The following is a 13,369-nucleotide window of genomic DNA, read 5'->3' as shown; positions in this document are numbered from 1 at the left end:
CCGCCACATCGGCGGGCGTCAGGCCCTCGATACGCTCGACCAGCTCGATGCCTTCGGCCACCACCTGCTGGGCATTTTGGGCGGCCACGGCGCGGACATAGGCGCTGTTGACCAGCCGCAGCACGCCATCAGGGGCGCGGAACCACATGGGCATCGGCGCGGCCTCGATCAGGCCCGAAAGCGCCGCGAAATCGCCCTTGGCCTGCGCGGTTTCCACCCGCATGCGGCTGACGGCCAGTTCGATCGCGGTGTTGTCGAAGAACCACAATTGCGCGGAGCCGGTGGGCGCCACCAGCGGATCGGCCAGATTACCGCGCACCGCCAGCGACTTCTTGGACCCCCGCGCGCTGACCGACAGGGAAAAGGCCCGCGAGCTGCGCTGCGTGGCCTGCACCGCCTCGATCAGCTTCGCCAGATGTTCAGGCGGCAGGCCGCGATCCGGGGTGGACAGCTGCGAGAGGAAGGCGGGCATCGCTTCCAGCCCCAGCCATCCGGCAAGGCGCTCTGGCCCGCGAATCTGGCCATCGGGATGGACCAGCAGCATCTGCGCCGGGCTTTCGTCCACCAGCCGCGTCAGGCGGCGGACACTGGCAAGCGCCACCTTGGTCTCGCGGCGGCGGGCTTCGCCCAGCGCGATGGTCACGGCGGCGGCCAGCGTCCAGGCGGCAAGGAACAGGCCCAGAAGGACAAGGATCGTGGGAGTGACCAGCATCGGCTCTGGCTAGGGCGCGCGCGGGCCGATGGCAATAGAAAGGGCGCCCCGGCGTGCTGCCGAAGCGCCCATTTTACCATCCCTTACGGATCAGATGATCCGATCGGCAACGGTCAATCGGGTTCATCCGATCAGTAACGGTAATGGTCAGCCTTGAAGGGGCCTTCCACCGGCACGCCGATGTAGTCGGCCTGCTTCTTGGAAAGCTGGGTCAGCGTGACGCCCAGCTTTTCCAGATGCAGCGCGGCAACCTTCTCGTCGAGGTGCTTGGGCAGAACGTAGACGTCCTTGCCGTAGTTCTCGGCCTTGGTGAACAGCTCGATCTGGGCCAGCGTCTGGTTGGTGAACGACGCCGACATCACGAAGCTGGGGTGGCCGGTGGCGCAGCCCAGGTTCACCAGACGGCCCTTGGCCAGAATGATGATCTGCTTGCCATCGGGGAAGGTCACCAGATCGGTGCCGGGCTTCACTTCGGTCCACTGATAGTTCGACAGGGCCGAGATCTGGATCTCGCTGTCGAAGTGGCCGATGTTGCAGACGATGCTCATCGGCTTCATCGCGGCCATGTGGTCGGCGGTGATGACGTCCTCATTGCCGGTGCAGGTCACGAAGATGTCGGCGCGCTTGGTCGCCTCTTCCATGGTGACGACTTCATAGCCTTCCATCGCGGCCTGAAGCGCGCAGATGGGGTCGATCTCGGTGACCATCACGCGGGCGCCGCCATTGCGCAGCGACGCGGCCGAACCCTTGCCCACATCGCCAAAGCCCGCAACGCAGGCAACCTTGCCGGCCAGCATCACGTCGGTGGCGCGACGGATGGCGTCGACCAACGATTCCTTGCAGCCATAGAGGTTGTCGAACTTCGACTTGGTGACGCTGTCGTTCACGTTGATCGCCGGGAAAGGCAGCTTGCCGTCCTTGGCGAGGTGATACAGGCGATGCACGCCGGTGGTGGTCTCTTCCGACACGCCCTTGATGGCGGCGACCGAGCGGGTCAGATAGCCCGGCTTGGCCTTCAGGAAGGCGTTGAGCGCGCGGACGAACTCGATTTCCTCGGCATTGCTGGGCTCGAACAGGGTCTCGCCAGCCTCGACGCGGGCGCCCCACAGGGCGAACATGGTGGCATCGCCGCCATCGTCGAGGATGAGGTTGGCGGTGGTATCATCACCCCAGTCAAAGATGCGGCCCACGTAATCCCAGTAATCGGCGAGCGACTCGCCCTTGATGGCGAAGACGGGAATGTTGCTGGCGGCGATGGCGGCGGCAGCGTGGTCCTGCGTCGAGAAGATGTTGCAGGTGGCCCAGCGCACCTCGGCGCCCAGCGCGACCAGCGTCTCGATCAGCACGGCGGTCTGGATCGTCATGTGCAACGAGCCGGTGATGCGCGCGCCCTTCAGGGGCTGGCTGGCGCCGAATTCGGCACGCAGGGCCATCAGGCCGGGCATTTCGGTTTCGGCGATGGCGATTTCGGCGCGGCCATAATCGGCCAGGCCGATATCGGCGATAACGTAATCCTTCTCGGGGGCGATGGTGGCCACGTGAGTCTTCTCCGACTGGGCCGCGCCGCTGCTTGCCGACAAGACAAGGGCGGACGGGCCATAAAACTATGACCCGCCCTTACCCCTTTGCCACTCGCCAGGCAAATATAAAGATTGCTTTATATGGTTGTGACGTCCGCATTGAAGCCGCTGACCGCCGTTTTGGGCGCTTCGGCCTTGGCGGCCACGGTGGTTGGCGCGGCGGGCGCCGGAGCCACAGCGGCGGGCGCAGAGGCCGCCGGAGCAGCCATGGCCAGCGCGACCGGGCCCGTGGGCGCGGCAGGCGCTTCGACAGGCGCAGGCGGCGTCGGAGCAGGCTGGGCGGGCGCGGGCGCGGCGGCAGGCGTGTTGACCGCCACCATCACCGAAGGCGCATGCGCATCGCCCGACAGCGTTTCTTCCGCCGCCGCGATCAGCGCCTCCTCGCCATCGACCGAAGCCAGTTGGCGGGTCAGCCCCTTAAGCTCATGGCAGCCCAGCCAGGGATGGCCGTTACCATAATTGTTCGCCATGGCGGTGCTGAGGCGATCGACCATATGCTCGTCATGCTTGAGACCGGCGGCCACACCCTCGGCCTCCAGATCGACTGCAGCGCGGTTGAGTTCGGGCATATGGCGCGCTTCGAACAGCACGAAGTCGCCCTGGAAATCATCGGCGCCGGCGCGGCAGCGCAGCCCCGTGACCATCAGCATAATGTCCAGTCTGCGCAGTTTTTCGGCCTTGGTCATGGCGCCGGCCATGGCTGTTTGCGGCATGGCAAGGCTTGCGGCCAGCCCGAGGGCCAGCCCCGTGCTAACGATTGCACGAGCAATGGTCTTTTTGTCTCGCTTCATTGTTACCCCCGTGGCGGGGAACCCCTTCCCCGCCTGTCTCCAGTGATCCCGGGTGTAAAATCTCATGAGCCGCTTGCCGAGGTCTGAAGAAGGAGGGTTAAATGCCGCGCGGCAGAGTCCTAGGGGCAAATCCAGTGAGGGGTTGCCCTATATCGTCCGGGCTGCACCAACCGCCTTGCAGCGGCTTGCTCCTTGCCGCGCCCCGCCTATAAGTGCGGGGCAAGAGACGGAGCCTCCCCGCCCGTCCACCAAGGAGAAGACCATGACCATCGAAGCCGGCCAGACCCTGCCCGACGTGAAACTGGTGAAGTCCACCGAGAGCGAGCGCGAGCCCGTGCAGACCGGTGAGTACTTCAAGGGCAAGACCGTCGCTCTCTTCTCGGTGCCCGGCGCCTTCACCCCCACCTGCTCGGCCCAGCACCTGCCCGGCTTCGTGAGCAAGGCCGCCGACCTCAAGGCCAAGGGCGTGGACGAGATCGTCTGCACCGCCGTCAACGATCCCTTCGTGATGGGCGCCTGGGCCGCCGCCAAGGGCAGCGACGACATCACCTTCCTGGCCGATGGCAGCGGCGATTTCGCCGCGGCGCTGGGCCTTGAGCTAGACCTGACCGGCGCGGGCCTTGGCAAGCGCGGCCAGCGTTTCGCGCTGATCGTCAAGGATGGCGTGGTCGACAAAGTGTTCGTGGAAGCCCCCGGCGAGTTCAAGGTGTCGAGCGCCGAGCACGTTCTCGAGAACCTCTGATTCTCTTCGGCTCGCGCTGAAACAGAAAACCCCGCCCGGCGCTCTGCCGGGCGGGGTTTTTCTTGGTGCTGATCGCCGGATCAGAAGCCGTAAAGCAGGCCGCCCACCACCTGATGGCGCTCGGCCTTGTAGCCCGTGCCCACCGTATCCACAGCGATTTCGCCATAATGCGTGTAGCGATATTCGAGACGCGCGCGGATATGCGGGCTCAAGGCATATTCGGCGCCTGCGCCCACGCGGAAACCGCTGAGATTGACGCCCGCCTGAGCGGTCTTGATGCCATTCTCACGCGTGGAAGCGGTGAAGCGGGAATAGGCATAGCCCAGCGTCGCGAAAATCTGCGTCTTGGGGGCCACCATCCAGCCGGCCTTGCCGCCGATGTACAGATCGACACCCGCCGCCAGCTTGTCTTCGGTCAGCGTGGTCACGGTGCCGACCGTGCTGCTGGAGGCCATAGTCCAGGCCGCCGTCGATCCGGCGACCTGCGCCTCCAGACCCACCCGGCCGCGCTTGCCCACCGGCGTATCGATGCCCGCCATGCCGCCATAGGTCAGGCCGCCCTTGCTGGCCGAATAACCGGTGTTGCTGATGACCAGCGTGTCATACCCCAACAGGGGCCCGACATAGGCCTGCTCGGGCGGATTGATGTCGATTTCCTGCGCGCTGGCCGATGACGCCATACTCGTGACGGCGATCAGCATCGTCCCAATGCCGATCGCCCATTTGCCCCGCATCTTCATATCAACTCCGTGAACCGTTAGGTCATGGAGCATGGCTTTAATATTGAGTGGTTAACATCTGCTCAAAAATCAGGCGTTTTTCAAACAGCTACTTGGTGAAATCCGACAGAAAACCGCTCAATAGCCCATCAGGCTCAGCACTTCCTTGCGGCTGCGCGGATCGGTCAGGAAGCTGCCCATCATCCGGCTGGTCACCATGCCCACGCCCGGGGTGCGCACGCCGCGCCCAGTCATGCAGCCATGCTGCGCCTCGATCACCACGGCCACGCCCTCGGGACGCAGATTGTCCCAGATGCATTGCGCAACTTCGGCGGTGAGGCGCTCCTGAATCTGCAGGCGCTGGGCAAAACCATGCAGCACGCGCGCCAGCTTGGAGATGCCCACCACGCGGTCCGTCGGCAGATAGGCGATCGAGGCCTTGCCGGTGATCGGCGCCATGTGATGTTCGCAATGGCTCTGGAAGGGGATGTCCTTCAGCAGCACGATCTCGTCATAGCCACCCACTTCCTCGAACTGGCGGGCCAGATGAATCGCGGGATCATCGGCGTAACCCCGGCAATATTCCTTCCAGGCGCGCGCCACGCGCTTGGGCGTATCGAGCAGGCCTTCACGCGCCGGATCGTCGCCAGACCAGCGGATCAACGTGCGGATCGCTTCCTGCACATTATCGGGCACGGCGATCTTGCCATCGGCACCCAGCTCTTGCCCGGGCAGGGCAGGATGCAGGTCGTCATGATCGTCGGCACAGCTCATGGGGTATCTCCGGCAGTACGGGCCTCTATGCCCGGAAGAGGCATGTGGCGCTACGCGAGCCAATTGAAAAGGCCCGATTCATGAGAATTTTCGATTGGGAGGCGCCATTCGCGGCGAAAGTGGGAAGGTGGTGCACCCGGAGCGATTCGAACGCCCGGCCCTCAGATTCGTAGTCTGATGCTCTATCCAGCTGAGCTACGGGTGCACACTATAACCTTCAACCGGCAACGGCGAACCGCTGCCTTTTTCCCAAGAATGCCAATCTCTTCCAGCAAGGAGGAGAATGGTGCACCCGGAGCGATTCGAACGCCCGGCCCTCAGATTCGTAGTCTGATGCTCTATCCAGCTGAGCTACGGGTGCTCTTGGGAGACGCGCCTTTAGGAGGGGGTCGGCAGCTTGGCAAGCATCAATTTCATTTTCCGTATTTTCGCCTGTGGACAAAATCCGCACGCAGGGTTTTCGCCCTCAGGCCAGCCAATGCAGCAGAGCCCGCGTCAGCACCACATCGAGCGGCGGCATCGCGCCCCGCCCGGCCAGATCTGCCACCTGGTCGGGCGTGAACCAGCCCAACCCCTCGCCCCCGGCATCCTGCGGCCATTCCAGAGCGCGCGGCTGCCCCTGCCAGATCCGGCAGGCATAAAGCAGAATCAGATGTGGCTGCCCCGCCCCCTGCGCAAAGCTGACAGGCTCAAGCCCCGCCGGATCGAGCGCCACACCCAACTCCTCGGCAATTTCGCGCAAAAGGGCCTGCGCGGCATGTTCGCCGGGCTCCACCTTGCCGCCGGGATACTCCCAGAGCAGCGCGTGATGCTTACCCGGCGCCCTGCGATGCAGCAGCACCCGCCCCTGCGCGTCGATCAGCGCAGCGGCCACCACCGGGATCAGCGCCATAAGATTCCTCCTCAAAGCTTTCTTAAGCGCGCCATGCCAAAGAGCAGGCCTCGCGTCACGCCCAAGTCAGGGCGACAAACAGCGCTCGATCGGGAAACCAGCCATAAAGGCGCACAACCTTTCCCCGCGTTAACCAGGTAGATGCACCAGAGCTTGGCACTATCCCTTGGCGAGGCGCACCGCAAAGAGGGTTAAATATCGGTAGTTTTCCGAGGGCCGGCAGAGATCATTGGAAAAGCGAAAATCGCCCAAAAAGGCGAACCCCGCTGACGGTTTCTTAAGACTTGCCGCCTAGAAAGGCCATCACCGCCCGGTGAGACGGGTAAATTACCAGGCGGCGCGAGATCGAAACCAGGAGACTGACCATGAAGTTCATCAACAAGCTGCTGCGCGACGAAGCCGGCGCCACCGCCATCGAATACGGCCTGATCGCCGCTCTGATCGCCGTTGCCGCCATCACCGCGATGGGCAGCCTGGGCAACCAGCTGAAGACCACGTTCAACACGACGTCGTCGGCCATGTCGGCTGGTGCTGCGGCCTAATCGCCGAACGCATAAGCGACACAGAAGGGGGCGGCGGAGCAATCCGCCGCCCCTTTTTGCATGGGCGCAAGGGGATTAGGAAGGGCAATGCGAGGCGGTTATCCCCCTTCCGACCAGAGGAAGCGGCTCCCCAACAAAGCGCCCGGCCTCTCCACCTGCGCAAGAAAAAAGGCGCCGCGGAAAGCCCGCAGCGCCCTTCTTGCATCAGGCGAGACGCTCAGTCCTGACCGATGGCCAGAAACCGTTCCTCGCGCTTGGCGATGATCTCGGCGGGGCTCAGACGACCCAGCTTGTCCAGTTCTTCCACCAGAGCGTTCGACAGCATCTTGGCCGTCATCTCCGGATCGCGATGCGCGCCGCCCACCGGCTCCTGCACAATCCGCTCGATCACCTTGAGGCCATGCAGATCCTGCGCCGTCACCTTCATCGCCTCGGCAGCGTCCGAAGCCTTCTCCGGCGTGCGCCACAGGATCGAGGCGCAACCCTCGGGGCTGATCACCGAGTAAACCGCATGCTCCAGCATCAGCACGCGCGAGGCGCTGGCCAGCGCCACCGCGCCGCCCGAGCCACCCTCGCCCACGATCACCGCCACCATCGGCACCGGCAGAGCGAGGCAGGCCTCGGTCGCGCGGGCGATGGCCTCGGCTTGGCCGCGCTCTTCGGCCTCAACACCCGGGAAAGCGCCCTTGGTATCCACCAGCGTCACCACCGGCAGGCCGAAACGCCCGGCCAGCTCCATCAGGCGCGTGGCCTTGCGGTAGCCCTCGGGCTTGCCCATGCCGAAATTGTGCTTGATGCGCGTGGCGGTGTCATGGCCATTCTCATGGCCGATCAGCATCACCTTGCGGCCCTGAATCGTGGCGAAACCACCGATGATCGCATAGTCCTCGCCAAAGGTGCGGTCACCGCCGAGCGGCACGAAATCGGTGAAGATCATCCGCACATAATCGACGAAATGCGGACGCATCGGATGGCGCGCCACCTGCGTCTTCTGCCAGGGCGTCAGCGCGCGATAGGTGCTCGCGAGCAGATCGGCGCTCTTGCGCTCAAGCCGCGTGACCTCGGCAGAAATGTCGAGATCGCCCTCGGCGGCGGTGGTGCGCAGCTCGGCAATGCGCGATTCAAGCGCGGCGACCGGTTTTTCAAATTCGAGATAGGAAATCATGGGGTCAAGGCCCTAGTCTGGCCGGAGGCGATGAGCAAGGGAAGAAAGGGAAATGCGAGGGCCATCGCCCTCGCGCTCCCGGGTTTTGTCGACGTGGCGCCTCGGGTTCGGCCTTGAGGAAGGTCGCAGCGCCTTAGGTTGAGCCGGCGGCGAGGTCAGGCACAAGGATCGGGCAAAACTGCCCTGTCGTCGGGAGACGAAATGGGAGCGCGAGGGGGTAACCCCCTCGTATTTCCTCACTTCAAACCTTCTGCGCCAAAGGATGCCGCGCATTCACCAAAGCCACCAACCGCGCCGCATCGACATGCGTATAGATCTGCGTCGTGGAAATATCCGCATGCCCCAACAGCATCTGCAAGACGCGCAAATCGGCCCCGCCCTCCAGCAGATGGGTCGCAAAGGCATGCCGCAACACGTGAGGCGACACCCGCGAAGGATCGAGCCCCGCCCGCAGCGCCAGATCGCGCAGCAACTGGAAAAGGCGAATCCGCGTGAGATGCCCCTTCTCCCCACGCGAAGGGAAGAGGAAGCGCGATTCGGCCTCCTTGGGATTCGCCCCCCGCACCGCCAGCCAACGTGAAAGCACATGGCGCGCGCGGGTCGAGACCGGCACCATGCGCTGCACCCCGCCCTTGCCGGTCAGCGTCAGCAAAGGCGCATCGCGCGGCACGGAACGCAGGGGCAGGCTGACCAGCTCGGTGGCGCGCAACCCCGAACCATACAGCAGCTCCAAAGCCGCCAGCGTGCGCAGGGCGGCGGGGCTGTCGCCCTCGGCTTCCTTTTCAGCGGTGGCAAACATGGCCTCGACATCACCATGCCCCAGCAGACGCGGCAGAGGACGGCGGGTGACGGGACGCGGCAGCGCCGAGGACGGATCGTCGTCGCGCAGGCCCTCATCGACAAGGAAGCCGTAAAACTGGCGCAAAGCCGAGGCCTTGCGCGCCAGCGAGGACGGCGCCAGTTCGGCCCAATGCTCGCCAAGAGAGGTCAGCGCGGCAGGCGTCGCGCCTTCCAGCGGGCCCAGAAGCTCGCGCGCGCCGTCGAGATCGCGCCGGTAGGCGGCCAGAGTGTTCAGAGCCGCCCCCCTTTCGGCGGCCAGCATGGCGATAAAGGCGTCGATCGGGGAGGCGATGGGTTCAGGCCCGCGCCACCGCCTCGGCGGCGATCATGCGCGCTTCGGCTCCCAACCCAACGCGGTTCAGCGCCGAGACGATGTGATAGAGATAACGCGGCGTCATCCGGCCCCAGCTGTCACCCTGCATGCCAAGGCCCGCCAGCATCACCACCAGCGTCTGGTTGTTCAGGGCCGCCGCCTGATCGATGGCTTCGCTCCAGCGGCTGCGGCCATCGAAATCGACCGAGAGCTTGCCCGCATAGTCACGCCGGGTCGAATCGCTGATCCGCCCAAGGCCGGACAGGCCCGCGACCAGAAACGCCGTCTTGCGGCTGGAATCGCTCTTGTCTGCGCCCGCAAAGCTGCTCAAATCGCCGGTGCTGGCCTCTCCGCCGCGCCCATCAGCCAGCGCCAGCAACGCCCAGCCCAGACTGCCCTTGGGCACCACGCCCGACCAGCGCAGCGCATTGGCATCCAGCCCCGCCGCCAGCATGGAGGCGATCAGATCGCCCGCATCCCCGGCATAATCGCCGCTGACCGGCAGACGCGCGGCGGCATAGGCCGTCAGCACCTGCCGGGCATAGCGCTGGTTGGCGTCGGCCCCGCCGTCCCACAGGCCCTTCATGGCCTTCAGACGGTCTGCAGGCGTGCCCGCGACATAGGCGTCGCGCAGCAGCAGGGCGCGGTCCGCCGGATTGCCGGTCACATCGTCATTGGCGTAAATCTGGCTGTAGAGATCGACCATCGCCGAAGAGGACAGGATCCCCGCCCCTCCCGCCCGGTCGGAAGCATCGGCGCGCAGCCCCAGCCCCACCATCGGCGCGGTGGCCGTCACATAGTCATACTGCGCGGGCAGGTCCTGCATCAGCTTGGCGGGCGGGGTGAGCCCCACGGCCAGGGTCAGCGCGTAACGCCAGGGCGTCATCTCCGCCACCTTGTCCCATTCTACGGTGACGTTGCGACGCCCGCTGCGGCCTGCCGTGCCTGCGGCTCCGGCATATTTCAGCGCCAGCTGCATATCGATGCGCGGCATGGCGCCGACAAAGATCATATGGTCCAGATTGGCGAAACCGCCCGCCGCATTGCCGCTGAAGGCATCGCACATGCCCTGCATCGCGTTCCAGCGCGGGTCTTTGGCGAAGGCCGGCTGCACGCCCATGATCGGGCAGAATCCGGTGAAATCCTCGGTCGCCACATAGCTGTCGAGCGCGGCCGCGGTCAGCGCCGGATTGTAATTGTCGGGATCGACATCCTGCGCCACGGCGCGGGCCAGATCGCCCTCGCCCATGCGCAGCAGCAGGGCGACGCGCATCGCCACGAAATCGGCCGGATCGCCGCCGCCCGGCGGATCGAGGCGGCTCACCAGCGCGCGGCGCAGCAGAATATGCCCCCAGCGCGAGACCATCTGCCCGCCATTGCCCGTGAGCGCGGCGCGCAGCAGATCGTAATTCTGGCTGTTCAGCGTGGAGGGCAGCCCGCCCTCGCTCTGGTCGATCACACCGACCTGACGCAGCGCGCGGGCCGAGCCGGGCGGAATATCATAACGCGGGCGCAGGCCCAGCAACTGGTCCAGCTTGTCGGGCGGCAGCGCCATCAGCTGGGCATAGCTGGTCACGCCCGTGGGCAGCTTGACCGGCCCGACCGCCACCGGCGCTGTGGGCGCGGCGGCGATCAGGGGCTGAGCGGCGATGGTCGGCTCGTTCTCGGGCAGATCGATGCGCGGGGCGGGCGCGGCGCGGGTTGGCGCGGGCGACGGCGCCGCTGCGACCGGGCGCGGGCTGGCCGCCGCACGCGGCGTGGAGGACGCGGCAGGACGCGGCGTGGGGGACGGGCGGGCCTGCCTTGCCGGACGGTCAAAGCCGGGCGGCAGCAACGATTCGGGGCCTTGCTGCGCCAGCAGCGGCGCGCCAGCCATCGCCCCCAGCCCCAGCACGCTGACCGAAACCAGCGCGCCCATCATCAAACGTCCGCGCATCAGCCTCATCCGCCGATCCCGCCGGAGGAGGCGGCGCTCTGCGGCGCGGGCGCCGTGCTGCCCACCGTGGTCGAGGGCAGCGCCACGGCGACAGGACGCACCGGCACCGGCCCGCCCAGCCGCCAGGCTGTCGCCAGCAGCGCGATCACCACAACCAGAACCAGCGCCAGCAAGGCCATCGGCATCCATGCCCGCTGCCAGCGCGGACGATGCTTTTCCCTGCGAATGGTTATCGTCACCGCGAACTCCGAAAGCCGGTGGCCCGGCATCGGGCGCCTTGACTGCACCCGCTCACCTAGCCTGCCTTTAGGCGGGGATACAATACCCACGCTTGCGCCGCCGGTTAGCAAAAGTATAGGCAGGCCTGCAATGACGATGAGCAACGGGCTTCACGGCGGCGACGGGCCGCACAAAACGCAGGGCAGAGCCGTGGACGAGCCCTTGCGCCCGCATGCGCCCGAATCGGTGGACGCGCCGCGCATCGCCTCGATTCTGGCGCGTCTTGATCGCCCGGTCGTGCTGGTGGGCATGATGGGCGTGGGCAAGACCAGCCTTGGCCGCAAGCTGGCCAACCAGCTGGGCGCGCCCTTCGTGGACGCGGACGACGCCATCGAGACCTCCGCCCAGATGACCATTCCCGAAATTTTCGCCACCTATGGCGAGAGCTTCTTCCGCGATGGCGAGCGCCGCGTGATCGCCCGCCTGATGGGGGAAGGCGCGCCCGACGAGCCACGCGTCAAGGTGATCGCCACCGGCGGCGGCGCTTTCGTCAACGACGCCACCCGCGCGCTGATCCTGCGCAGCGGCATCGCCGTCTGGCTGGACGCGGACCTCGATACGCTGGTGGACCGCACCGCCCGCAAGGACAACCGCCCGCTGCTGCGCGGCGGCAACCCGCGTGAAATCCTTGGCCGCCTGAAATCCGAGCGCGAGCCCTTCTACGCTCAGGCCCCGATCCATGTGATGAGCGGCAACATGCCTCACACCCGCACGCTGGCGCGCCTGCTCGCGGCGATCGACCAGTGGCTCGACGCGCCCACTTCGCCCCTTCCCGAAAGCTGAGTTTCCCCATGCAGACCATTCCTGTCGATATCGCCGGTCGCCCTTATGAGGTGCGCGTGGGGCAAGGTCTGCTGGCCGACATGGCCGGGCAATGCGGCGCGCGACTGCGCAAGCCGGTGGTACCGATTGTCACCGACGCCAATGTCCACGCCGCCTGGGGCGCTGCGATCGAGACCTCTCTGGCGGGCGCAGGCAAGCAGGCGGCATGGCGCATCCTGCCCGCCGGCGAAAGCACCAAGAGCTGGGACAATCTGATCGCCGTGGTCAACTGGCTGCTGGAGCTGGAGGTTGAGCGCGGCGACCATATCATCGCCCTTGGCGGCGGCGTGATCGGCGACCTCACCGGCTTTGCGGCGTCCATTCTAAAGCGCGGCTGTCATTTCGTGCAGATCCCCACCACCTTGCTGGCACAGGTCGATTCGAGCGTGGGCGGCAAGACGGCGATCAACGCTCCGGCGGGCAAGAACCTTGTCGGCGCCTTCCACCAGCCCAGCCTGGTGCTGGCCGATCTGGATGCGCTGACCACCCTGCCCCTGCGCGAACTGCGCGCCGGTTACGCCGAGGTGGTGAAATACGGCCTGCTGGGCGATGCCGCCTTCTTCGACTGGTGCGAGGCCAACGGCCCCAAGATCCTCTCGGGCGATCTGGAGGCGCGCGAATATGCCGTCGCGCAGTCCGTGCGCGCCAAGGCCGCCATCGTCGCTCAGGACGAATTCGAGACCACCGGCCTGCGCGCTTTGCTCAATCTGGGCCACACCTTCGGCCATGCGCTGGAGGCCGAAACCGGCTTCTCCGACCGCCTGCTCCACGGCGAGGGTGTCGCGCTGGGCATGGTGCTGGCCGCACGCTTCTCCGCCCGCCGCGGCCTGATGGAGAGCGCCGACGCCGAACGCATCGCCCGCCATATCGCTGCCATGGGCCTGCCTTCGGACCTACGCGATCTGGAGCTGAATGTTTCGGGCGCGCAACTCGCCGCCCATATGCTCCACGACAAGAAGGTCGACGCCGGTCGCCTCGCTTTCCTGCTGATGCGCGGCATCGGTCAGGCGTTCCTCACCAAGGATGTGACTCTGGAAGAGGTTAGCGCGTTTCTGGCGGAAGAGCTGGAAGGCTAAGCCTTAAGCAGCCTCCGGCGGGCAAAGGGCGATTGCCCTTTGCAATCCCTTTCATGTCTGCCTTGCGCTTGATGTTTAGCGCAGCAGCCAAAACGCAGCGGTGATTGCGCCGTCGACTTTGCCGACGACGCGCAGGACAAAAACTTACTCGGCCGCCTCCAGCTTGGCGCAGCCGCGCGGCATGCG

General features: G+C 65.8%; 13 protein-coding genes, 2 tRNA genes and 1 pseudogene. 4 read left to right on the top strand and 12 right to left on the bottom strand.

Annotated features, from left to right (window positions below; genetic code table 11):
* The 3 genes and pseudogenes from SR3_RS06205 to SR3_RS32135 all read right to left on the bottom strand — a co-directional run.
* A pseudogene (locus SR3_RS06205) lies at positions 1-712 on the bottom strand (histidine kinase); the annotation flags it as partial.
* A 131-nt stretch (positions 713-843) separates the two neighbouring features.
* The gene (ahcY, locus tag SR3_RS06200) at positions 844-2,241 is read right to left on the bottom strand and encodes an adenosylhomocysteinase (RefSeq protein ID WP_157098664.1); all 1,398 of its coding nucleotides are present in this window, start codon (positions 2,239-2,241) and stop codon (positions 844-846) included.
* Positions 2,242-2,369: 128 nt separating this feature from the next.
* Positions 2,370-3,083: a hypothetical protein gene (locus tag SR3_RS32135; RefSeq protein ID WP_176579653.1), complete on the bottom strand. Its 714-nt coding sequence runs from the start codon at positions 3,081-3,083 to the stop codon at positions 2,370-2,372.
* A gap of 262 nt (positions 3,084-3,345) precedes the next feature.
* Between SR3_RS32135 and SR3_RS06190 the strand changes: the two genes are divergently transcribed.
* Entirely contained in the window at positions 3,346-3,825 is a 480-nt protein-coding gene (locus tag SR3_RS06190) for a peroxiredoxin (RefSeq protein WP_068082356.1), read from the top strand.
* Between the two features lie 80 nt (positions 3,826-3,905).
* Here SR3_RS06190 and SR3_RS06185 read toward each other — a convergent pair whose 3' ends face one another.
* The 5 genes from SR3_RS06185 to SR3_RS06165 all read right to left on the bottom strand — a co-directional run bounded on the left by SR3_RS06185 (position 3,906) and on the right by SR3_RS06165 (position 6,210).
* Complete coding sequence (locus SR3_RS06185; RefSeq protein WP_068082350.1) at positions 3,906-4,565, bottom strand: outer membrane beta-barrel protein; 660 nt, start codon at positions 4,563-4,565, stop codon at positions 3,906-3,908.
* Between the two features lie 117 nt (positions 4,566-4,682).
* Entirely contained in the window at positions 4,683-5,318 is a 636-nt protein-coding gene (gene folE / locus SR3_RS06180; RefSeq protein WP_084455038.1) for a GTP cyclohydrolase I FolE, read from the bottom strand.
* Between the two features lie 128 nt (positions 5,319-5,446).
* Positions 5,447-5,523 (bottom strand) — tRNA-Arg (locus tag SR3_RS06175).
* Positions 5,524-5,602: 79 nt separating this feature from the next.
* Positions 5,603-5,679 (bottom strand) — tRNA-Arg (locus SR3_RS06170).
* 105 nt (positions 5,680-5,784) lie between these two features.
* A complete protein-coding gene (locus tag SR3_RS06165; RefSeq protein ID WP_068082343.1) occupies positions 5,785-6,210 on the bottom strand; it encodes an NUDIX domain-containing protein in 426 nt (141 codons plus the stop codon).
* Positions 6,211-6,575: 365 nt separating this feature from the next.
* Between SR3_RS06165 and SR3_RS06160 the strand changes: the two genes are divergently transcribed.
* Positions 6,576-6,752, top strand: a complete 177-nt coding sequence (locus tag SR3_RS06160) for a Flp family type IVb pilin (protein WP_068082340.1) — start codon at positions 6,576-6,578, stop codon at positions 6,750-6,752.
* 217 nt (positions 6,753-6,969) lie between these two features.
* On the opposite strand, the gene SR3_RS06155 is transcribed toward SR3_RS06160, so the two are convergent.
* From SR3_RS06155 to SR3_RS31100, 4 genes are all read right to left on the bottom strand, one after another.
* The gene (locus tag SR3_RS06155) at positions 6,970-7,917 is read right to left on the bottom strand and encodes an acetyl-CoA carboxylase carboxyltransferase subunit alpha (RefSeq protein ID WP_068082337.1); all 948 of its coding nucleotides are present in this window, start codon (positions 7,915-7,917) and stop codon (positions 6,970-6,972) included.
* A 241-nt stretch (positions 7,918-8,158) separates the two neighbouring features.
* Positions 8,159-9,049 (bottom strand): tyrosine recombinase, encoded by an 891-nt coding sequence (locus SR3_RS06150; protein ID WP_084455036.1) that lies wholly within the window; start codon positions 9,047-9,049, stop codon positions 8,159-8,161.
* Positions 9,050-9,053: 4 nt separating this feature from the next.
* Positions 9,054-11,006, bottom strand: a complete 1,953-nt coding sequence (locus SR3_RS06145) for a hypothetical protein (RefSeq protein WP_245653798.1) — start codon at positions 11,004-11,006, stop codon at positions 9,054-9,056.
* A gap of 5 nt (positions 11,007-11,011) precedes the next feature.
* A complete protein-coding gene (locus SR3_RS31100) occupies positions 11,012-11,245 on the bottom strand; it encodes a hypothetical protein (RefSeq protein ID WP_157098662.1) in 234 nt (77 codons plus the stop codon).
* A 130-nt stretch (positions 11,246-11,375) separates the two neighbouring features.
* On the opposite strand from SR3_RS31100, the gene SR3_RS06140 reads away from it, so the two are divergent.
* Both SR3_RS06140 and aroB read left to right on the top strand, forming a co-directional pair.
* A complete protein-coding gene (locus tag SR3_RS06140; RefSeq protein WP_245653797.1) occupies positions 11,376-12,068 on the top strand; it encodes a shikimate kinase in 693 nt (230 codons plus the stop codon).
* Positions 12,069-12,076: 8 nt separating this feature from the next.
* Entirely contained in the window at positions 12,077-13,183 is a 1,107-nt protein-coding gene (aroB, locus tag SR3_RS06135; protein ID WP_068082326.1) for a 3-dehydroquinate synthase, read from the top strand.
* Positions 13,184-13,369: the final 186 nt, after the last annotated feature.

Origin of the sequence: Novosphingobium rosa NBRC 15208 (genome assembly GCF_001598555.1) — a bacterium.
Lineage (GTDB): Bacteria > Pseudomonadota > Alphaproteobacteria > Sphingomonadales > Sphingomonadaceae > Novosphingobium > Novosphingobium rosa.
The sequence above is the reverse complement of the archived record's forward strand: the minus strand, read 5'-3'. Positions and strand labels throughout refer to the sequence as shown.

What these genes read in the sequence shown, in the direction of transcription:
- SR3_RS32135 (WP_176579653.1), bottom strand. Translation starts at nt 3,083, where the DNA reads ATGAAGCGAGACAAAAAGACCATTGCTCGTGCAATCGTTAGCACGGGG.
- aroB (WP_068082326.1), top strand. Translation starts at nt 12,077, where the DNA reads ATGCAGACCATTCCTGTCGATATCGCCGGTCGCCCTTATGAGGTGCGC.
- SR3_RS06185 (WP_068082350.1), bottom strand. Translation starts at nt 4,565, where the DNA reads ATGAAGATGCGGGGCAAATGGGCGATCGGCATTGGGACGATGCTGATC.
- SR3_RS06145 (WP_245653798.1), bottom strand. Translation starts at nt 11,006, where the DNA reads ATGCGCGGACGTTTGATGATGGGCGCGCTGGTTTCGGTCAGCGTGCTG.
- SR3_RS06160 (WP_068082340.1), top strand. Translation starts at nt 6,576, where the DNA reads ATGAAGTTCATCAACAAGCTGCTGCGCGACGAAGCCGGCGCCACCGCC.
- SR3_RS06165 (WP_068082343.1), bottom strand. Translation starts at nt 6,210, where the DNA reads ATGGCGCTGATCCCGGTGGTGGCCGCTGCGCTGATCGACGCGCAGGGG.
- SR3_RS06190 (WP_068082356.1), top strand. Translation starts at nt 3,346, where the DNA reads ATGACCATCGAAGCCGGCCAGACCCTGCCCGACGTGAAACTGGTGAAG.
- SR3_RS06155 (WP_068082337.1), bottom strand. Translation starts at nt 7,917, where the DNA reads ATGATTTCCTATCTCGAATTTGAAAAACCGGTCGCCGCGCTTGAATCG.
- folE (WP_084455038.1), bottom strand. Translation starts at nt 5,318, where the DNA reads ATGAGCTGTGCCGACGATCATGACGACCTGCATCCTGCCCTGCCCGGG.
- SR3_RS06140 (WP_245653797.1), top strand. Translation starts at nt 11,376, where the DNA reads ATGACGATGAGCAACGGGCTTCACGGCGGCGACGGGCCGCACAAAACG.